Annotated in this window: 17 protein-coding genes and 1 tRNA gene; 16 read left to right on the top strand and 2 right to left on the bottom strand. The window is 53.4% G+C overall.

The window, feature by feature from the left end; genetic code table 11:
• Positions 1–258 precede the first annotated feature (258 nt).
• Together C5523_RS17740 and C5523_RS17735 are read left to right on the top strand one after the other, a co-directional pair.
• Complete coding sequence (locus C5523_RS17740; protein ID WP_369944953.1) at positions 259–1,833, top strand: ABC transporter substrate-binding protein; 1,575 nt, start codon at positions 259–261, stop codon at positions 1,831–1,833.
• A 146-nt stretch (positions 1,834–1,979) separates the two neighbouring features.
• Positions 1,980–2,067, top strand: a tRNA-Ser gene (locus C5523_RS17735).
• Between the two features lie 471 nt (positions 2,068–2,538).
• Here C5523_RS17735 and C5523_RS17730 read toward each other — a convergent pair.
• A complete protein-coding gene (locus C5523_RS17730) occupies positions 2,539–2,721 on the bottom strand; it encodes a hypothetical protein (protein ID WP_039078626.1) in 183 nt (60 codons plus the stop codon).
• Positions 2,722–3,261: 540 nt separating this feature from the next.
• Here C5523_RS17730 and C5523_RS17725 point away from each other — a divergent pair.
• The 7 genes from C5523_RS17725 to C5523_RS17695 all read left to right on the top strand — a co-directional run bounded on the left by C5523_RS17725 (position 3,262) and on the right by C5523_RS17695 (position 13,332).
• A complete protein-coding gene (locus C5523_RS17725; protein WP_108701672.1) occupies positions 3,262–4,815 on the top strand; it encodes a sensor domain-containing diguanylate cyclase in 1,554 nt (517 codons plus the stop codon).
• Positions 4,816–5,248: 433 nt separating this feature from the next.
• Positions 5,249–6,727, top strand: coding sequence for an NAD(P)-binding domain-containing protein (locus C5523_RS17720; protein ID WP_223878721.1), 1,479 nt, complete (start codon positions 5,249–5,251; stop codon positions 6,725–6,727).
• A 311-nt stretch (positions 6,728–7,038) separates the two neighbouring features.
• Complete coding sequence (locus C5523_RS17715) at positions 7,039–8,673, top strand: TIGR04028 family ABC transporter substrate-binding protein (RefSeq protein ID WP_108701670.1); 1,635 nt, start codon at positions 7,039–7,041, stop codon at positions 8,671–8,673.
• A 54-nt stretch (positions 8,674–8,727) separates the two neighbouring features.
• Positions 8,728–9,672 carry an ABC transporter permease gene (locus C5523_RS17710; protein WP_108701669.1) on the top strand — a complete coding sequence of 315 codons (945 nt, stop codon included), beginning with the start codon at positions 8,728–8,730 and terminating at the stop codon, positions 9,670–9,672.
• Positions 9,669–10,529, top strand: a complete 861-nt coding sequence (locus tag C5523_RS17705; protein WP_108701668.1) for an ABC transporter permease — start codon at positions 9,669–9,671, stop codon at positions 10,527–10,529. Before C5523_RS17710 ends, C5523_RS17705 begins: the two co-directional genes overlap by 4 nt.
• A complete protein-coding gene (locus C5523_RS17700; RefSeq protein WP_108701667.1) occupies positions 10,526–12,181 on the top strand; it encodes an ABC transporter ATP-binding protein in 1,656 nt (551 codons plus the stop codon). Before C5523_RS17705 ends, C5523_RS17700 begins: the two co-directional genes overlap by 4 nt.
• A complete protein-coding gene (locus C5523_RS17695; RefSeq protein ID WP_108701666.1) occupies positions 12,178–13,332 on the top strand; it encodes an alkylhydroperoxidase domain protein in 1,155 nt (384 codons plus the stop codon). The genes C5523_RS17700 and C5523_RS17695 overlap by 4 nt, the downstream gene beginning before the upstream one ends.
• A 4-nt stretch (positions 13,333–13,336) precedes the next feature.
• Here the strand turns inward: C5523_RS17695 and C5523_RS17690 are convergent, their stop codons facing one another.
• Complete coding sequence (locus C5523_RS17690; RefSeq protein WP_103245720.1) at positions 13,337–13,597, bottom strand: hypothetical protein; 261 nt, start codon at positions 13,595–13,597, stop codon at positions 13,337–13,339.
• Between C5523_RS17690 and C5523_RS17685 the strand changes: the two genes are divergently transcribed.
• From C5523_RS17685 to C5523_RS17655, 7 genes are read left to right on the top strand one after another with little or no spacing between them, the layout of a single operon-like run.
• Positions 13,587–14,327, top strand: coding sequence for an amino acid ABC transporter ATP-binding protein (locus C5523_RS17685; RefSeq protein WP_108701665.1), 741 nt, complete (start codon positions 13,587–13,589; stop codon positions 14,325–14,327). The two genes, C5523_RS17690 and C5523_RS17685, sit on opposite strands and share 11 nt — an antisense overlap.
• Before the next feature lie 10 nt (positions 14,328–14,337).
• Positions 14,338–15,036: an ABC transporter permease subunit gene (locus C5523_RS17680; RefSeq protein WP_107223027.1), complete on the top strand. Its 699-nt coding sequence runs from the start codon at positions 14,338–14,340 to the stop codon at positions 15,034–15,036.
• A gap of 9 nt (positions 15,037–15,045) precedes the next feature.
• On the top strand, positions 15,046–15,801 hold the full coding sequence (locus tag C5523_RS17675; RefSeq protein ID WP_108701664.1) for an amino acid ABC transporter permease: 756 nt from the start codon (positions 15,046–15,048) through the stop codon (positions 15,799–15,801).
• Positions 15,788–16,633: a transporter substrate-binding domain-containing protein gene (locus C5523_RS17670; RefSeq protein WP_108701663.1), complete on the top strand. Its 846-nt coding sequence runs from the start codon at positions 15,788–15,790 to the stop codon at positions 16,631–16,633. The genes C5523_RS17675 and C5523_RS17670 overlap by 14 nt, the downstream gene beginning before the upstream one ends.
• A gap of 23 nt (positions 16,634–16,656) precedes the next feature.
• Positions 16,657–17,178, top strand: a complete 522-nt coding sequence (locus tag C5523_RS17665) for an L-2-amino-thiazoline-4-carboxylic acid hydrolase (RefSeq protein ID WP_071194655.1) — start codon at positions 16,657–16,659, stop codon at positions 17,176–17,178.
• A complete protein-coding gene (locus tag C5523_RS17660) occupies positions 17,178–17,930 on the top strand; it encodes a VOC family protein (protein WP_108701662.1) in 753 nt (250 codons plus the stop codon). The genes C5523_RS17665 and C5523_RS17660 overlap by 1 nt, the downstream gene beginning before the upstream one ends.
• Positions 17,931–17,943: 13 nt before the next feature.
• Positions 17,944–18,747, top strand: a complete 804-nt coding sequence (locus tag C5523_RS17655) for a pyrroline-5-carboxylate reductase (RefSeq protein WP_108701661.1) — start codon at positions 17,944–17,946, stop codon at positions 18,745–18,747.
• Positions 18,748–18,762: the final 15 nt, after the last annotated feature.

Here is an 18,762-nt window from a genome sequence, read left to right as displayed (position 1 = left end):
TGTTTTACCCATCTTTACTCAAAAAGCAAGCAAATCCATTTGGTTAAATATGCTTCAAATGCTCAAAAATTAAGCATAAGTGCGCATTTGAAGAAAATAACCATACCAGTGTCTTATATGTCACTGAAAAATATTGCCCTGATGACTTGAGCGCGCTAAGAAAGAAGTCGCGTCGTCATCAGGAATATAATCAGGGCGAAAAAGATGAAATCACGATATTTTACCCGTATTACCCTAAGCGCCTTAGCGTTAGGCATTATGAGCGCCTCCGCGTCGTTAAACGCGGCGACAGTTCCCGCAGGAACTGAGCTGGCGGCCCAGCAGGAGCTGGTGCGTAACAATGGCAGCGAACCTGCGTCTCTCGATCCGCATAAAGTAGAAAGCGATGTCGAATTCGGGATTATCAGAGATTTATTCGATGGACTTGTTGCGGTAAAAAAAGATGGCACTGTTGAGCCTCGTCTCGCGCAATCATGGGAAAACAAAGACAACACGGTATGGGTGTTTCATTTGCGCCCTAACGTGACGTGGTCTGATGGCACGGCCATTACGGCAAAAGATTTCGTCTGGAGCTGGCAGCGACTCGTCGATCCGAAAACCGTGTCACCCTATGCCAGCTACCCCGGCAACATGCATATAGAAAATGCCGCCGACATTGCTCTTGGAAAAAAAGCGCCCGAGACACTGGGTGTTAAGGCGCTGGATGATAATACCCTTGAGGTTCGCCTGACGCAGCCGACGGCGGCTTTCCTCGCTATGCTGGGGCATCCGGCAATGGTGCCGGTCGATAAGATTCTCATCAACCGCTTTGGCGAAAAATGGACCAAGCCTGAGCATATTGTTACCAGCGGCGCCTACAAACTTAGCGACTGGGTAGTCAATGAGCGTATCGTCGCGGTACGCAATACGCGCTACTGGGATAATAGCGCGACGGTCGTCAATAAAGTGACGTACCTGCCCATCTCTTCTGAAACCGCCGATGTAAACCGCTATAAAGCCGGTGAGATAGATATCACCTATACCGTGCCGGTAAATCAGTTTGCCCAGTTGAAAAAGACGCTCGGCGATCAGGTCAACGTTTCGCCGCTGCTGGCGACCTATTACTACGAATTCAATACCACTAAAGCACCGTTCAACGATCCGCGCGTACGTCGGGCGCTCAATATGGCGCTGGATAAAGATATTATTGCCGATAAGGTGATGGGGCAGGGGCAGCGTCCAGCCTGGTTAATCAGCCAGCCAGAAATCGGCGGAGTAACCTTGTCCGCACCGGATTACGCCGCCTGGCCACAGGAAAAACGGATTGCAGAAGCGAAACGATTGCTTAATGAAGCCGGGTTTAATGAGGCGCATCCACTGTCGTTTAATCTGCTTTATAACACCATGGAGACCCATCAGCGCATCGCGATTGCCGTTAGTTCTATGTGGAAGAAAAACCTGGGAGTAGAGGCAAAGCTGCAAAACCAGGAGTGGAAAACGATGCTTGATGCCATGCATACCGGTCACTTCGATCTGGTTCGCTATGCCTGGAATGCCGACTATGATGATGCCGCAACCTTTTTGAACAACTTCCGTACGGGCGATAGCGAGAATACCTCGCAGTACAGTAATCCGGCTTACGATGACGCATTACGAAATGCTGCCAAAGCAAGCAATCTCGCCGAGCGAAGCAAATATTACCAGCAGGCGGAAGATTTACTGGGGCAAGATGTCCCGGCGATCCCTGTTTACCATTATGTCCGCGTGCATCTTGTGAAGCCGTGGGTCGGCGGGTTTGACCCGGACAGGCTCGGGTATTATTTAACGAAGGATATGTACATCAAAAAACATTGAGGTGCTGTCGCCATAAAAAAACGGCTGTAAAATGGTCAGTGTGTTGTTATTTCAGGCGATTAACACACATTTGGCTGTTTTTCAGGCATATGAACATTTCAGGGCTTTACAGATGCATCGGGGATGTTTATAGTGCGCCTCATTCCGGAAGTGTGGCCGAGCGGTTGAAGGCACCGGTCTTGAAAACCGGCGACCCGAAAGGGTTCCAGAGTTCGAATCTCTGCGCTTCCGCCAGATTAAACAAGGGCTTACCATTAGGTAAGCCCTTTGTTTTTGGCTCTTAGAAATCTCATAGAATTTGAACACTTCAACGTTGGCAGTTCGCTCGTCGGCGCGACCTGAATTTTTCGGTCATACACCCCACATGCCTCTCAGTTTTAAATCCGCTGGACAGTTCCTTTCCGGCTTCCCGCTTTGTTCTGTTCCAGCAATGGGTTAGCGTTTTGGCGTTGCGCTTTCCTCTCTCAGATCTGCCCGTTTTGCAGGCTCAGTTTGGGAAATGAGTTACACGGTAAATCACACCTGAGCAAATTTGTGAATCTGCTCAGGCATGTGTCGGCTACCATGATTCTCAATGCCATCGATACATCGCCTGGAATATAAGCAGGCTTTCCTGCGCGACGGACACACAAGTGGTCTTTGCCGCAGGGTTAAAGCCCTGCGAGAGCGATAAACAAAAGATCTCAGTAAATGCTCAAATCAAGGTTATTTACGGAGGGATTTAATCGCTTGTTCCACCAGCGCGGCATGTCTTTTCATATCCGCTACCATTTTTTTATCCCTATCCCCGGTAGACTTCGATGGGTTGGTGATTTTGCAGATTATTTCTGCTCTCCTGACGATTTCATCGCTGATCTGAATCAATCTTTCGGACTCGGTAATTGCCATGACTTCTCCCTGTTTGAATTAAACATTTAACAACGGCAGTTTCAGAAAAGTCTTAAATTTATTCTTCTCTCTCTTCCAGTGCAAGTGGGATTTTCTTTCTGAAGTCAGAGAGCAGCATCTGGTTTTGCCGTCTGACACAGGTCTTTCGCAAATCTACGGTAATAAGCTCAGGTTTTGCAGGAGCAAAATGAGAACTCCGGATGCCCCGGCTACTGGATAAAGGCTACATCTATGAGCAGGTTAGGTTAGTTGCTATTCCAGGTAACGAGCGAGCTGGCGTTAGCAAATAACACCCACTAAAAATGGTAGGGCTGACGATAACGGGCGTCATGATGAATAAACGAAATATTTGAGGATATATATTATATCGTCAACGCTACTGAAGGCTATTTCGTCACCGTCATTCCAGCTAAGTGATATAATCTATACCCATACAGATTTTCCACTTATTAAACACTATGCCGCTTTGATAGTTCTGTATTTTTTAACGTCTATGTAGTACGGCTTTATTTTCTAAAAATTGGCACGGAGGCAAGGGGAATGTCAGGAAAACAGCGCTCTTTTTTTTCTACAGTCTTACATACTTCATTGGGAAGAAGTATGGCTTTGTTTCTTTTTATCATCAGCGTAGCCGTCGCAGCGATAAACAGTTGGACTATGTGGCAGTCCTGGCAAAATGAACTCGCGGAAAGTGAAAACGATGCACGAAACCTTTCTGTGTCGCTGGCTCGCCAGGCAGAAGATACCTTTTTACAGGTGGATATCACGCTTTCTGAGGTGGTGCGGCAATTAAATTTTTATGGTATAGACTACGCAAATACGCCCCCCTTTGCCCGGCACCTGAAAGAACTACACGATAAACTTACACAACTGCATGGCCTGTTTATATACGACGCCAGGGGGAATTGGGTCGTCACCACAGGGAATTATATACCCGCAAAAGCTAACAATGCCGATCGTGAATATTTTATATGGCATCAGCAGCATACTGAGCAGGGCATTCATATTGGTCACGTGATACGAAGTCGTTCCACTGGCGATCTGGTGATTCCGGTGTCAATGCGACTGAATGATACGAATGGTGATTTTGCGGGGGTAGCGCTGGCTACAATCAAAGTAGATTATTTCAGACACTTCTATAGTTATTTTATTATCGGTCCAAAAGATGCCCTCGGGCTTATTCTGGCTGATAGTTCTACTCTCTATGTTCGCCCTTTACCGGACTCGGCTATCAATAAGAATTTGTCTAACAGTCCTCTTTTTACTTTCGCACTTAAAGCGTCTGAAAGTGGAAGTGCCACCTGGGTTTCATTACTCGACGGCGTGGAGCGGATTTTTGGATATGCTCGCCTGGAACGGTATCCATTAATTGTGACCGCCGGTTATGACAAGGACCGAATTCGTACGAACTGGCTGCAAGAAAACATAGCCGATGCACTGCTTAATATCGCCATGCTCTTCATGATGCTTATTCTTGGCTTGTTTGTGCTGCGTCAGATTAACACAAATGCGCGAAATCAGGCTGAGCTGGCCTTAGTGCGGGACGAACTGACGACCATTAATCATACCCTCCAGTTGCTGGCACTGCTTGATGGGCTGACTGGCCTTGCCAATCGCAGACAATTTGATGAGTTTCTGGAAAGAAGCCTGATTCACTCGCAAAAAAGCAGGCTGCCTGTTTCTCTTATCATGATAGATATCGATTTTTTTAAACGTTATAACGACACCTATGGTCATGTGGCAGGTGATGCTTGCCTCAAAAAAGTCGGCAGCATACTGGGTTCTCTCGTTCATCGGCAGGGTGATCTGGTTGCCCGCTACGGTGGTGAGGAATTTGCCATCATTTTGTCTGAGGCTGATGCCTCGCAAGTAAAACAATTTGCTGATCATGTGGTTGTGAGTATCAGAGCGGCGGCAATTGCGCACATCTCGACAGACCTCCCGGAAAAAGTCGTCACCATCAGCGCAGGTTGTGTAACCATCGTCTCTGATGGTCAGAAGTGGGAAGCCGAAATGCTTAAAAAAAGTGCCGACAAAGCACTGTATGAAGCGAAGTTAGCAGGACGAAACTGTGCGCAAGCAGAAGAGAGTTAATTGCCGAATTGCGGGGGCGGGAATACCCTGGATTGCAGAAATTTCATTTTCACTATGATGATATTGCCCTCATGTCAGGGCTTACTGAGTGGTTTTACACTTTTCGAAAATTAAACATGTTGCTCGTTACGGGCGTATCACCTGCCGTCGATCCGCAAGGGATCAGCGTTTGAATCTCTGCGCTTTCGCCGGAAAACGCCTGCTCATATACCCCACTTCCTCTTCGTCTCCTTTCCCCTGAATCTCCGCTTCTGTTTACAGCTCTCCGCGTAATCCAAATTACCTGCCTCATGTGCTTTCGCCAGTCAAACCCAATCCCGGTCTCCTATAGAAAAAGTCTGCATTAGGCTAGCAATATTAAATCGTAGTTCCCCTGGTATCGAAGTGCTATCACTCAGCAAATGACTGAATGCATTGACACAAAAGGATAACGATGATGTCACTTTCTTCGATTTCGCCCATTACACCATCCGAAAGGGCAGAGCAGGGGCTTGCCGCGCTGGAAGCCCGAATCAAACAGGATTTGGAATGGCTGGCGTTGCCTGCAAAACGCTGGTTGCCACAACAATCTGACGCACAGGCGCAGAACGTGGTGATCATTGGCGCAGGCATGGCGGGCCTGGCGGCGGCGTTCGCACTGCGCCTGCAGGGTATTGACGCCGTGCTGTATGACAAAGCGCCCAAAGATTTTGAAGGTCCCTGGGCAACAACCGCGCGCATGGAAACGCTGCGCTCGCCTAAACACCTTACCGGGCCGGCGCTTGATATTCCCTCTCTGACCTTTCGCGCCTGGTATGAAGCACAATTTGGCCTTGAGGCCTGGAATACGCTGGACAAGATCCCCCGTCTGCAATGGGCCGCGTATCTGCGCTGGTACCGCCAGGTGCTGGCGCTGGATGTGCGTAACGATCACGCCCTGACAGGTCTGAATCTGCACGACCCACAGCGTGTAGAACTGACCTTTTCGCACCAGGGTGAGATCCGGCGGGTGAGCGCGCGCAAAGTGGTCCTGGCCATCGGAATGGATGCGTTTGGCGGACCTGCTATTCCGGATTTTGTCAGTGATGTACCAAAGCAGTATTGGGCACACTCAGAAGAGGCGATTGATTTTGCCGCTCTTGCAGGTCGTCGGGTTGCGGTGGTTGGCGGTAGCGCCACCGCGATGGATGTTTCGGCCACGGCGCTGGAAGCGGGTGCTGCGGGGGTTGAACTGCTGATCCGTCGTCCTGATTTTCCCCGCGTGAACCTGTCAAAAGGGGCAGGCAACCCGGGTTTTGAATCAGGCTATTTTAACCTGCCGGATGAGTGGAAATGGCGGCTGGCCCAGCATATCGCGACCGTCCAGACGCCGCCGCCGCACGGCAGCACGCTGCGCGTGTCGCGTCATCCCAACGCCTGGTTCAATTTTAACGCCCCGGTTGAGCGGGTCGAAACCCGCCAGGAGGGCATCGTTGTTCATACCCCGCAGGGCGAAGTGCCGGTAGATTTCCTGATCCTTGCCACCGGGTATGCTCTGGACTGGCATGCCCGTCCGGAATTTCATGCGCTGGTGGATCAGGTCAAAACCTGGGGCGATGCCTGGCAGCCTCCTGCTGATAAGCAGAACGCGCAACTGGCGAGTTATCCCTATCTGGGGGCTGATTTCGCGTTTCAGGCAAAACACAGTGACAGCCCCTCTTCGCTGGCGAGGGTGCACTGTTTTAGCCACCCGGCGCTGTTAAGCAACGGTCATGTCGTCGGACTTATTCCTGGAATCAGCCAGGGCGCACGTACCCTGGCACAACATATTTCCGGGCAGCTTTATTTTGAAGATCGTGAACACCATTATCAGGCCATTATCCATTACGATGATCCCGAACTGCTGGGTGATGAGTGGCAGCCTGCCGTGCCCTATGCCTGGCGAGAACGCTAATTTCCTTGAGGCGCAGGTTGGGGCACTGTTGGCATTTCCCCGCCACCAGATTGCCCCAACCTGCGCCTTGCCGCCTGATAGCGATTACCCTTTATTTGCTGAACCCAGTCTGGCCTGGACTCTGCGCTGCTGCCGATTTGGTGTCACATCTCGCTAACAAATTTACGCATATTCATTATCAGTATTGTTCTTTGCGGTTTACCCATCGCTGTGAAAATATCAAATCAGGTTTCGGACGGCTAGCCGCCTGTATGGGGGCATCCGGCCGCGCTCAGCACGACGCTTAAACGATAACTACAGGAAAAATAACAATGTCGATTTTGCTCTCCACATACCGATTTCGCCTTTTTGCCACGATGGCCCTGGCAGGGATCAGCGCCGCTTCAGTGGCCGCAGAAAACGCGCCCAAAAACGGCGGCACGCTAATCTATCTGGAACAACAGGCGCACACTAACCTCTATCCGCCTGCGGGCGGGTTTTACCCTAACGGCGGAATCCTCAACCAGATAACCGACAAGCTGACCTGGCAAAACCCGAAAACCCTGCAAATTGAGCCGTGGATTGCGCAATCCTGGACCACCAACGCGGATTACACCGAGTACACCTTTAAACTTCGTCCTGGCGTCACCTTTTCGGACGGCACTCCGCTTGATGCCAACGCCGTAGCGAAAAATTTCGATACCTATGGTCTGGGCAATAAAGCCCTCAACCAGCCGGTGTCCGAGGTCATCAACAACTACCTGAAAAGCGAAGTGATCGATCCGCTAACGGTGAAGTTCTTTTTCAAATCTCCGTCGCCGGGTTTCCTGCAGGGCACCTCCGCCATTGGCTCCGGACTGGTCTCGCTCTCGACCCTGGAGAAAAACTTTAACCAGCTCGGGAGCGCGCGCAGCATTATTGGATCCGGTCCGTTTGTGGTGGAGAGCGACCGTCCGGGCCGCGAAGTGAAACTGGTGGCGCGTAAGGACTATAACTGGGCGCCGCCGAGTTTTGCCCATCAGGGGCGTCCTTATCTGGACGGCATTAACGTGCTGGTGACGCCAGAAGATAGCGTCCGTATTGGCGCGTTACTCTCCGGCCAGGCTGATGCGATTCGCCAGATTCAGGCCTACGACGAGAAGCGCGTCTCCGACAAAGGCTTTGCCGTTTATGCCTCCCCGACGCGTGGGGTGAACAACAGTGTTAACTTCCGCCCTGATAACCCGCTGGTGGCGGATCAAAAGGTGCGTGAGGCGCTGCTGCATGCCACCAATACCAAAGAGATTGTCCAGACGCTCTTCTCCGCAAATTACCCGCAGGCCACATCAGTATTAGCCAAAACGGCGGTGGGCTATGTGGATCTTTCCGACAAGCTGAAATTTGACCCGGCCCATGCGGCGCGTCTGCTCGATGAGGCAGGCTGGAAAAGCGGCCCGGACGGCGTGCGACAGAAAGACGGGCAATCCCTGACGCTGACGGCGTACGAATCGCCGCCACAGCCGCAGAACAAAGAGACACTGCAACTGGTGGCGCAGCAGTGGGCCAAAGTGGGCGTCAAACTCAACGTCCTGGCGGGGGATGCGGGCAGTAAAACCCTCGATAATCTTGACCCGGCTAAAACGGGCGTATATCCGAGCATGGTGGGCCGCGCGGATCCGGATGTCCTGAAAAGCCAGTACTTCCCGACGCTGCGCAATGTGCTGCTGCAAAAAGGGGGGGCCAGCGACAAGGTTAAACAGTTTGAGGACGGCCATCTGAACGCATTGCTCAGTGGTATCGCCTCCGCCACCTCACAGGATAAGCGTATTGCGCTGGTCAATGAGGTGCAGCAATACCTCATCGATAAAGCCTACGTCATCCCCATCTTTGAAGAGCCGCAGGTCTATGCCGGTGCGCCGTCCACCAAAGGGCTGAGCTTCGAAGCCGTAGGGCGCCCGAGTTTTTACAACACCTGGTTAGATAAATAACGCACGGGTTTCCCCTCGTCAGCGGGCGAGGGGCACCGTGAAAGAGGACAAGCCATGGACAGATATCTGACGGTACGTTTTGGTCAGGCGCTGATAGTGTTATGGGCCGCCTTTACGCTCTCATTTGTGCTGTTACAGGCACTCCCGGGCGACGCAATATTGATCAAGTTCCAGAATCCGGATCTCGGGCTGAGCGCCGATCAAATTGCCCAGTTGCGCCTGAGCTATGGTGCTGACACACCGGTGCTGACGCAATATGTCCACGCGGTGGTCAGCCTGTTACATGGGGATTTCGGCCTTTCCGTCCAGACCGGCCTACCGGTCAGTGATTTACTAAGTGAGAATCTTCCTTCCACGCTCCTGCTGGCGCTGTTAGGGCTGATCGTCGCCACGATCCTGGCCTTTGTGCTGGCGGCACTCTCATTTCTGTCGCCGTTTAGCGGGCTGCGTGCGGCGCTGCAATCGCTGCCATCACTGTTTATTTCGGTGCCGACTTTCTGGCTCGGTATCGTGTTAATCCAGATTTTTTCTTTCCAGTTGGGGTGGATCCCGGTTATTAACCCAGGCCCATGGCAGGGCCTGATCCTGCCCACATTGACGCTGGCGTTACCGATTTCCGCGCCGCTGGCGCAAATTTTGATGCGCAGTATTGACCAGGTACAAACCCAGCCGTTTGTCGCCGTGGCACGCGCGAAAGGGGCCAGCCGGGCGGGGGTATTGTGGCGCCATGTGTTGGGCAATGCGCTGTTGCCCACGCTGACCGTGGCGGGGCTGTTATTGGGCGAACTTATCGCCGGCGCGTTGATAACCGAAACCGTATTTGGTCGCAGTGGCCTGGGGCAACTCACCCAGGAAGCGGTCAACACCCAGGACAGTAGCGTGTTACAGGCCATCGTGGTGATTTCCGCCAGCGCTTTTGTGGTGATTAACCTCGCCATCGATCTGCTGTATCCCTTGCTCGATCCCCGCCTGAAAAACAGTACAGGAGTCACCTCATGACGGTCGTTCCTCAGGGGAAGCTCAGCTTCCCGTCATTATACAAACGCGCTCGCGTGCCCCGTATGACGCTGCGTCCGGGCTTGCTTGCCGCCTGGTTGGTTTTGCTGACGGTTGTGCTCTGGGCGCTGTTTCCCGCCTGGTTTACCCATTTCAACCCGACAGACGGCGTGGCGGGCGCACAGCGTCTTGCCCCCGGCAACGGCTATCTGCTTGGCACCGACCAGTTGGGCCGCGACCTGTATACCCGCATTGTCTATGGTGCCGTGCATTCACTTTCCGGCGCGCTTATTGCTGTTGGTCTTGGGCTGGCGCTCGGTAGCCTGCTGGGGTTATTGGCCGGGGCGATTGGGGGCTGGTTCGATAGCCTGATCATGCGCGTTATCGATATTCTGCTCGCTATTCCCGGGCTGCTGCTGGCGCTGAGCGTCATCATTCTGCTGGGCTTCGGCACGGTGAACGCCGCCATCGCGGTGGGGATCACCTCGATTGCCAGTTTTACGCGGCTGGTGCGGGGTGAAACTCTGCGCGTGCGCCACAGCGATTTCGTCGAAGCGGCATGGGGCAGCGGCGGCACTTTTTTCAGTGTTCTATTACGCCATATCGTGCCTAACGCCCTGAGTACCGTCTTTGCCTTTGCCGCCCTGCAATTCGGCAGCGCGATTCTGGCTATTTCCACCCTCAGTTTCCTGGGGTATGGCGCACCGCCGCCCACGCCAGAGTGGGGATTGCTGATCGCCGAAGGCCGGAATTACCTTTCAACGGCCTGGTGGCTGACTGCCTTCCCGGGGATTGTCGTCGTGCTGGTGGTGCTGGCGGCCAACCGTGTCAGCCAGTCATTACGCAGGGGGCAATCATGAGCCTGAACCTGAGCCTGCAACAGAGCAGCGCCACCGTACCGGTACTGGAGCTGGAGGATGTCACCATCCGTTACCGCACCGCCGAAGGCGATCGCACGGTGGTTGAAGGGGTGTCATTTCAGATCAATCCCGGTGAAGTGGTGGCGCTGGTCGGGGAGTCCGGTTCCGGCAAGACCACCACGGCACAGGCGGTCATTGGCTTGCTCAGTGAAAACGGTCGTCTGACCCGGGGGGCGATTCGCCTGAACGGCACCGATATCAGCCGCTGGTCGCAAAAGCAACTGGACGGCATTCGCGGTGCGCGTATCAGTCTGATTCCCCAGGATCCCACCAGCTCGCTCAATCCGGTCAAAACCATCGGCGCGCAGGTTGATGAGATCCTGCGTTTGCACCAGCGCGCGCCCCGTCAGGTGATTCGCCAGCAAACTCTGGCGCTACTGGCCCGCGTTGGGCTGACGCAACCCGAGCTACGTGCGCAGCAATATCCGTATCAGCTTTCGGGCGGTATGAAGCAGCGGGTCTTGATTGCGATTGCCATTGCATTGAAACCTGCGCTGATTGTTGCCGATGAGCCGACCAGCGCACTGGACGTGACGGTACAAAAGCGCGTGCTCGATTTACTGGATGAACTGCGGCGTGAAAGTGGCACGGCTGTGCTGTTTGTGACCCATGATTTAGGCGTGGCGGCAGAACGCGCCGACAGGCTGGTGGTCTTCCAGCGTGGACATGTGCAGGAGCAAGGCCCCATTCAGGCGGTGTTGCAGGCACCCCGCAGCCAGTACGCGAGAGCGCTGCTGGCGGATGTGCCGTCGCTCAATCCCACGCCGCGCGCGCCATGGACAAGCGGCGGTGACACAGTGATTCGGGTGGATAATCTGGTCCAGACCTATCCGCTCTCCACCGACAACAAAACGCTGTTCCGTGCGGTGGATAATTTGTCGTTTAGCGTTGAACGCGGCACCACACATGCCATCGTGGGGGAGTCGGGGTCGGGGAAAACCACAACGGCGCGCAGCCTGCTTGGCTTTCATCGCCCCACCAGCGGACAGATTCTGATCGAGGGGACAGACATCACCCACCTGAAAGGAGAGCCGCTGCGTCAGTTCCGGCAAAAAATTCAACTGGTCTATCAGAACCCGTTCAGTTCACTCGATCCAGCGCAGCGTCTGTTCGACATTGTGGAGGAGCCTCTGCGCAACTTTGGCCGCTTCGATCGGGCAACGCGCGCGCAGAAAGTCCATGAGATGTTTGAACGCGTGGCGCTACCGCACGAGCTACTGACCCGTAAACCGCATGAACTCTCCGGTGGCCAGCGCCAGCGCGTGGCCATTGCGCGAGCGCTCATTCTGCAACCCCAGGTGCTGGTACTCGACGAAGCGGTTTCCGCCCTTGATGTGACGGTACAGGCGCAAATCCTGCGCCTGCTCGATACGCTTCAGCGCGAGCTCGGCCTGACCTATCTGTTTATCTCCCACGACCTCTCCGTGGTGCGGCAAATTGCCGACACCGTGAGCGTGCTCCACCGCGGAAAGCAGGTGGAGTCCGGCCCGGTAGAACACATTTTTAGCCACTCCCGTGATCCTTACACGCGGGAGCTGATCGACGCCATTCCCGGCATGACGCACCGTACTCAACAACAGGAGATTTTATGACGTTGCATGACCCTTTTATTCCGGAAAAAGAGACGGCGTTACACGCTCACGACCTGCTCGACAGCCTGGCCGGGATTGCGCCGGACAGTGAACTGGCCGCCGCTCGCCAGACGCGGGAAGCGGCAACGCGCCATACTCAGGGCAGCTATGAGGCGCTTTTTTCCGCCCGGGCTGTACAGGGAAAGCTGTCGCTCGCCGTGCGATTCTGGCTGGCGGCGCAGATTAGCAACTGGCTGCGGGACAGCGTACTGCGCCGCTATTACGAGCAACGCGGCAAAGACGTTACTGTCCCGAACGTGACCCCGGCGCTGAACGCGGCGCTGGCCCATGCCAGGACACTCACGCTACATCCCGTAAGCGCGCAGGCGGCTGACTTACAGACCTTGCTGAACGCCGGATGGTCAGAGGACGATATTGTTACCCTGTCGCAATTAACCGCCTTTATCAGTTTCCAGAGCCGCTTATTGTGCGGCTATCGTCTACTGGCAGGCCATGAGGTGGACATCCCACAGCCACATGCCGTAACGGCAGGGGAGTGGCATACGCAGCCACAGACGCTTACGGGCAAACGGGCGCCGGTTGCCTTTACCCAGGCGGAGCTCGGCTGGGAGCCGTGGATTGCGGCAAAAGCGCTGCCTGATTTTAACGCCGACGAGCAGGCGACCCTGGCCCGTTTCGGCCATAGCGAGTCGGACTATTTCCGTCTGCTGGGGCGTAATCTTCCCGTGCTTGAGCAGCGCACGCTGACGGATAAAGGGATTTTCTATACCGCGTCGGGATTGCCGCGCGCCGAGCGCGAACTGGCGGCAACTGTCGCCAGTAAGGTCAACGGCTGCATTTATTGCGCCTCGGTACATGCCCGTAAAGCAAGCCAGCTTTCTAAACAGCAGGAGGCGGTGCAACGTCTGTTGGATATCGCCCCCGGTGGCGATTTGGCACAAGGGCAGTCTCCACGCTGGCAGGCGCAGATCAATTTCGTTGCACGTCTCTCCAGCACGCCCGCACAGGCCAGCGCGCAGGATGTGGCGCAACTGCGTGAACAGGGGCTGAGTACCCTGGAGATTGTGGATCTTGTGCAATCAGCCGCGTTTTTCGCATGGGCCAATCGCCTGATGCTGACGCTTGGCGAACCTTACTGGCCGCAGGCGTGAGCCGTTAAAGAGAATATAAAGGATGATCCGCGACGATAAAGAGCGGATCATCCTTTCCCCCACCTTTATTTCCCGTTAATAGTTTAAATAGGTCAATTTCCGCAAATACTCCCATTTCGGAAATGTGTTTTTCAACTTTGCATATGTATTTTTCTTGTTTGTCTTTATAGACCCACCGGCAATATAGTTTTTGTAAAGAAATAGATGCCGCCGTTGTGCATTTATCAGGGATAGCCCGCTGCGAAAATATAATGATGATTGCCATTGAGAAAATCAGTAAAAGTTTTACTGGCGAAAAAATACTAAAAGAGGTTTCGCTTTCCATTAACGCAGGGGAAATTATCTGCATTATTGGCCCAAGCGGCTCGGGTAAAACGACACTGTTGCGCACGCTGAATTTTCTGGAACCCGCCGACAGCGGACAAATAAAAATTGACGACGCCATTGTTGATTGCGCCAAAGCAGGAAAAAAAGAGATTGAAAAAATACGCGCGAAAACTGCGATGGTCTTTCAATCCTGGAATCTGTTTCATAATCTCACCGCCTTGCAAAATATTACCGAAGGCTTGATCTATGCGCAAAAGCGCCCGCGTCAGGAGGCGGTCGCGACGGCTGAACGCCTGCTAAAACAGGTCGGATTGTTACATAAAAAAGAGCACTATCCGAACAGCCTTTCTGGCGGGCAAAAACAACGTATTGGCATTGCCCGTGCGCTGGCGATTAACCCGGCGGTGCTGTTGCTGGATGAACCCACATCGGCGCTGGATCCGGAGAAAGTCGGCGAGGTTCTGACACTCATTCAGGAGATTGCCGCGAACGGGCAAACGATGATTATCGTGACTCATGAAATGGAATTCGCCCGCCAGGTCGCTTCCAGAGTGGTGTTTATGGAAAACGGCGAAATCGTGGAGCAGGGGCCGCCGGAGCAGATTTTTGGCGCGGCGTTACACACGCGCACACAGGCGTTTCTTGCCCGACTCCGTTTCCACGCCTGAGGCTAATGTAATGAATCCACAACCGTTGTTGCGTTCCGACGATCTGCTATTGATTGTGCCAAAATTACTGGAAAACCTGCCGATCACCCTGGGGATCACGCTGGCCTCTTTGTTGCTCGGTCTGGCACTTGGTCTGGTCGCTACTGTCTTGCAGTTTAGTCGCTCATCGTTATTGAGATGGCTGGCAAAAGCATACACCGATGTGCTGCGCGGTGCGCCGCTGGCGCTGTTAATCCTGCTCTTTTTCTTCGGCGGGAAACTGATTCTCTCAGCGCTGGAACTTCCTGCGCTACTGATTAGCGATACGACTTTTGCCATCTTGTCTATTTCCGTCGGCATCAGCCCTTATTTTGCCGAAATGATGCGCTCGGCATGGAATGCCGTGGATATCGGACAAAAAGAGGCGATACGCAGTTTGAATATTCCCTGGCACATGGGTATTGCGCGCGTTATTTTTCCGCAGGGGCTCATTATCGCTATTCCCAATTTCGGCAACCTTTTAATCAATCTGGTGAAGATGACGTCACTGGTAAACATTATTGGTATTGTCGATATTTTTGGTCGAGCACAAAAAATCTCGCAAAACAGTTATGGTGCAAAGCAGGTCGCGGCGTTTATTAGCGTCATTCTCATCTACTGGTTGCTTAACATGATTATCTTTTATCTCACAAATCGTATTGAGAAAAAGTATCAATATTTACTGGAGTAAAAGACGACTATGTTTAGCCTCGATTTTATGCGGGATAATTTCACGTTTATATTAAGCGCGCTACCGGTCACGTTACTGATCACTTTTTTATCGTTACTATTTTCAACGTTATTAGGCGGTGTTTTTGCCTGGGTGATGATTGGTAATGTGCCGTACGTGAAATATCTGGTGCAGGTGTTTATCTCTTTCGGGCGCTCTATTCCCATGCTGGTAATGCTCTATTTTGTCTTTTATGTCTGGCCGTGGATTGCCAGCGGGCTTTGGGGCGGGCCGCAGGATACGCCGTTTAGTTACAAACTCTCACCGCTGGTGGCCGCCGTAACTGCTTTTTCCGTGGTGTTTAGCGCTTACTTTGCCGAGACTTTTCGCTCCGCGTGGAATGCCGTGGAAAAAGGGCAACGCGAGGCCGCATGGTCGATAGGGCTGAGCGGCTTTACCCAGTTTCGACGCATCATTTTTCCGCAAGCGGCGGTATCCGCGCTACCCAACTACACCAGCGTCCTGATTGATCTGATCAAGGATACGTCACTGGTTTACACCATTACGGTGGTGGATGTGATGGCTAAGGCGAATATCGCCGCAGCGCGCGGTTTTCATTATGTGGAGGCCTATTGCATCGTTCTGCTTATCTATATTGCGCTCTGTCTGGTCCTTACCTGGGTGTTGCGACATATCGAGGTGTATCTCAGTAACCGGTGGAAAAGCCATGCACGTAAAGTGGTTCCATCTCACTCATTTTGGGGAAAGAAATATGTTCAAAAATAAGCTGTTGTTGGTAAGTTCACTGCTCCTGGCAATGAATATAACGGTGGCGCAAGCGGTCGAAAAAAGCCCTGATGCGCAAACTGTTGAAGTGGTGGTGAATGCCAACGGGTTCCCGTTTAGCTTTATAGACGATAACAATAATATTACCGGTTACGACGGTGAGTTATTAAAAATCATTGATCAGAAGCTCACCAACTATAAGTTCCATTTTAATGCGGTCTCCCGCGATGCGATGATTGTCGGTCTGTCCACCGGCGCATACACCCTTGCTGCTGACCATTTTTATCTGACAAAAGAGCGTGCGGCGCAATACGCTTACTCCGGCCAGCCTTCGGGCATCAGCGACCTGCGTTTAATTGTGCGTAACAATGAAAACGACATTCATACGCTGGCCGATCTGGCGAGCGGCAAGAAGAAACTGGTACCGATTCATACATCCGATGCGCGTTATACCGTGATTGATAACTACAACAAAAAGCACCCTGGCCAGCAAATCAATCTACAGCCGAACGGTGAGCAGTCTGCGGCGGACATTTTCAAAGCCGTTGCTTCTGGTGAATATGATGCGGCTATCTATCCGATTGGCGCCTTACTGGCGTTAAACAAAGCGCTGAATCTGAACCTGAAAGCCTCCGAGTCTGTCGGCCTGTTCCCTAACGTCTATCTCTACAAAAAGAGTGCTGACCCGAAACTGATCAAAGCCATCGACACTGAGCTGGAAGCCCTCAAAAAAGATGGCACGCTCGCCGCGTTGTCTCGCAAGTGGTATGACGAAGACGTTTACGGCCTGCCGGGTGCAGAGAACGTCAAAGTGAACACCGACTGGGAATAATCATTCAAGGGGAGTGCTGTCTGATGCGTACAAAACAGCCCGCTTCGGCGCATAACGCGCCGACCCTGGACGATGAGGTTACTCTGGCATTGCGTGCCATCACCGAAAAGCGCGCTGCCACGCTGGGTTATCTGCTTGATGAATCCCGACAACGCAGTCAACCCGATGATTATGCGCGTGACGCAATCCGCCGTTATGGGCGTGATATCGGGCATTCCGTGCGTGCGAAGATGCGTCATGGCAATGACTTGCAAGAATTTGCCACGGTATTTACCGGTGGGCTGGAATCGCAGGTTTACGAAATGGAGACCATTTCGGCTAGCCCGTCAGAGTTTATTGTTCTGTTCCACTATTGCCCTTACGTCAATTGCTGGCGTCAGCAGGGGCGAGATGCCCGGCAGATTGAGACGCTGTGTGATATCTGCATGGAAGGGGATCATGCGTTAACCGATGCGTTCGAGGGCATACAGTTAACGGTTGAAGCCGCGCTGGCGCGGGGTGATGCTGCCTGCCGCCTGCGTTTCTACCAGACTCAGGAGGCGTAATGACCACATTAAAATGGGACCATGCCGTGCAGTTTGTTAACCAGCCGCAAGAGGCCATCGCCATCTTTACGGGGCAGAGGCTCAACGCGCTTGCCGGTGGGCGTCACCCTGGCTGGGGAACCTGGAATGCACTCAGCTATTTTGGGCTGACCTATATTGAATTTCTCGCCATCGTTGATCAGGCTGAGCTGGCGTCGGCACAGACCGATTTTTTGCTCTCCCGCGATGCGGCGCACCTGTTGCCGGAAAACCAGGCGCTGCATCGGGTGGCGCTGCGCACGGATGATATTGACCAGACGCATGCGCAATTGCGCAGCAAAGGATTACAGGTCTCGCCGATAGTCGATGGCCAGCGTAACGACCCGCAGGGCAATGTGATTAGCTGGCGCATCTTCACCATCGATGGGGATTTTAACGGCCTGCCTTATCCTTTTATTTTGCAATGGGGTGAGGACGATAATGCCCGGCTGGCGCGACTACGTGCTCAGGGGCTCGACAGACCACATCCCGCAGGCGAAGTGACATTACAGAGTGCCATTTTTGACGTGCAGGATCCGCAGGCTGTGCGAGCACACTGGCATAAGTTGTTTGGTTTCAACGAATCGCCGGAGGGGCTGGCGGTGGGCGAACAGCGCTTTATCTTTCGCCAGAGTGCGGCTAATCGGTTAGTTGAACTGGTCTTTAACGTCTCTGACCCGGCGCTGAAAGGCCACCGTTTTCATGTAGGTAACGGCGAATATCGCTTTCAATAAGGAGAGGCGGCTCATGGCAAAAGTCCATTTTATTGGTGCCGGGCAAATGGCGGAGGCGATTATTCGTGCCTCTCTGGCGGCGGGAACACTCCGTTCGCAGGATATTTCGCTGGAGGATATCGACCCAAACCGTATTGCACTGCTCACTGAACGTTATGGTCTGGCGCCGGAGCGGCAGAACGGGCAACGGCTACACGAGGCTGCGCTGGTGGTTTTGGGGATCCGTCCGCAGGATGATTTAGCAAGTGTCGCTGCGCGTATTCAGCCTCATCTTTCTGCCACAACGACGGTGGTCTCTCTGATTGCCGGGGTGACATTGCGCCAACTGGAAGCGGCGTTGGGGACGGGAAAACCCATTGCCCGCGTTATCCCCAATACGCTTACTGACACCGGGTTTGGCTACAGCGGGGTGGTTCTGAATGCGCTGGCGAGCGCCGAACAGGTGGAACCTTTTCTCAACGGCTTTGGCAAAGTGCTCTATCTGCCGGAACGGCTTATCGACATCTTTACCGGCTTCGGTGTTGCCGGGCCGAACTACATTTATTACTTTATCGAGTCGTTTACCGACGCGGGCGTTCTGGCCGGTCTGTCGCGTGCGCAGGCAAGCGAAGTGGTGCTCGAAAATCTGCAGGGAGCGGTAGAGATGCTGCGCCGAAGCCAGAAACATCCAAGACAGCTTCTGGATATTAACAATTCGCCGGCAGGCGTCGGGATCCATGGGTTGTATGAGCTTAACAACAGCGATTTTGCCGCAGGCCTGCAACGCAGCGTGCTGGCGGCGGTGAAACGTACCCGAGAGCTGGGTGAGGCACATTAAACGTAATCAGGAGCG

The sequence above is a fragment of the Phytobacter sp. SCO41 genome (genome assembly GCF_003073275.1).
Classification (GTDB): Bacteria; Pseudomonadota; Gammaproteobacteria; order Enterobacterales; family Enterobacteriaceae; genus Phytobacter; species Phytobacter diazotrophicus.
The sequence above is the reverse complement of the archived record's forward strand: the minus strand, read 5'-3'. Positions and strand labels throughout refer to the sequence as shown.

Bases quoted from the DNA above. Each gene is read 5' to 3' on its own strand.
- C5523_RS17740 (WP_369944953.1), top strand. From the start codon at position 259: ATGAGCGCCTCCGCGTCGTTAAACGCGGCGACAGTTCCCGCAGGAACT.
- C5523_RS17730 (WP_039078626.1), bottom strand. From the start codon at position 2,721: ATGGCAATTACCGAGTCCGAAAGATTGATTCAGATCAGCGATGAAATC.
- C5523_RS17725 (WP_108701672.1), top strand. From the start codon at position 3,262: ATGTCAGGAAAACAGCGCTCTTTTTTTTCTACAGTCTTACATACTTCA.
- C5523_RS17720 (WP_223878721.1), top strand. From the start codon at position 5,249: ATGATGTCACTTTCTTCGATTTCGCCCATTACACCATCCGAAAGGGCA.
- C5523_RS17715 (WP_108701670.1), top strand. From the start codon at position 7,039: ATGTCGATTTTGCTCTCCACATACCGATTTCGCCTTTTTGCCACGATG.
- C5523_RS17710 (WP_108701669.1), top strand. From the start codon at position 8,728: ATGGACAGATATCTGACGGTACGTTTTGGTCAGGCGCTGATAGTGTTA.
- C5523_RS17705 (WP_108701668.1), top strand. From the start codon at position 9,669: ATGACGGTCGTTCCTCAGGGGAAGCTCAGCTTCCCGTCATTATACAAA.
- C5523_RS17700 (WP_108701667.1), top strand. From the start codon at position 10,526: ATGAGCCTGAACCTGAGCCTGCAACAGAGCAGCGCCACCGTACCGGTA.
- C5523_RS17695 (WP_108701666.1), top strand. From the start codon at position 12,178: ATGACGTTGCATGACCCTTTTATTCCGGAAAAAGAGACGGCGTTACAC.
- C5523_RS17685 (WP_108701665.1), top strand. From the start codon at position 13,587: ATGATTGCCATTGAGAAAATCAGTAAAAGTTTTACTGGCGAAAAAATA.
- C5523_RS17690 (WP_103245720.1), bottom strand. From the start codon at position 13,597: ATGGCAATCATCATTATATTTTCGCAGCGGGCTATCCCTGATAAATGC.
- C5523_RS17680 (WP_107223027.1), top strand. From the start codon at position 14,338: ATGAATCCACAACCGTTGTTGCGTTCCGACGATCTGCTATTGATTGTG.
- C5523_RS17675 (WP_108701664.1), top strand. From the start codon at position 15,046: ATGTTTAGCCTCGATTTTATGCGGGATAATTTCACGTTTATATTAAGC.
- C5523_RS17670 (WP_108701663.1), top strand. From the start codon at position 15,788: ATGTTCAAAAATAAGCTGTTGTTGGTAAGTTCACTGCTCCTGGCAATG.
- C5523_RS17665 (WP_071194655.1), top strand. From the start codon at position 16,657: ATGCGTACAAAACAGCCCGCTTCGGCGCATAACGCGCCGACCCTGGAC.
- C5523_RS17660 (WP_108701662.1), top strand. From the start codon at position 17,178: ATGACCACATTAAAATGGGACCATGCCGTGCAGTTTGTTAACCAGCCG.
- C5523_RS17655 (WP_108701661.1), top strand. From the start codon at position 17,944: ATGGCAAAAGTCCATTTTATTGGTGCCGGGCAAATGGCGGAGGCGATT.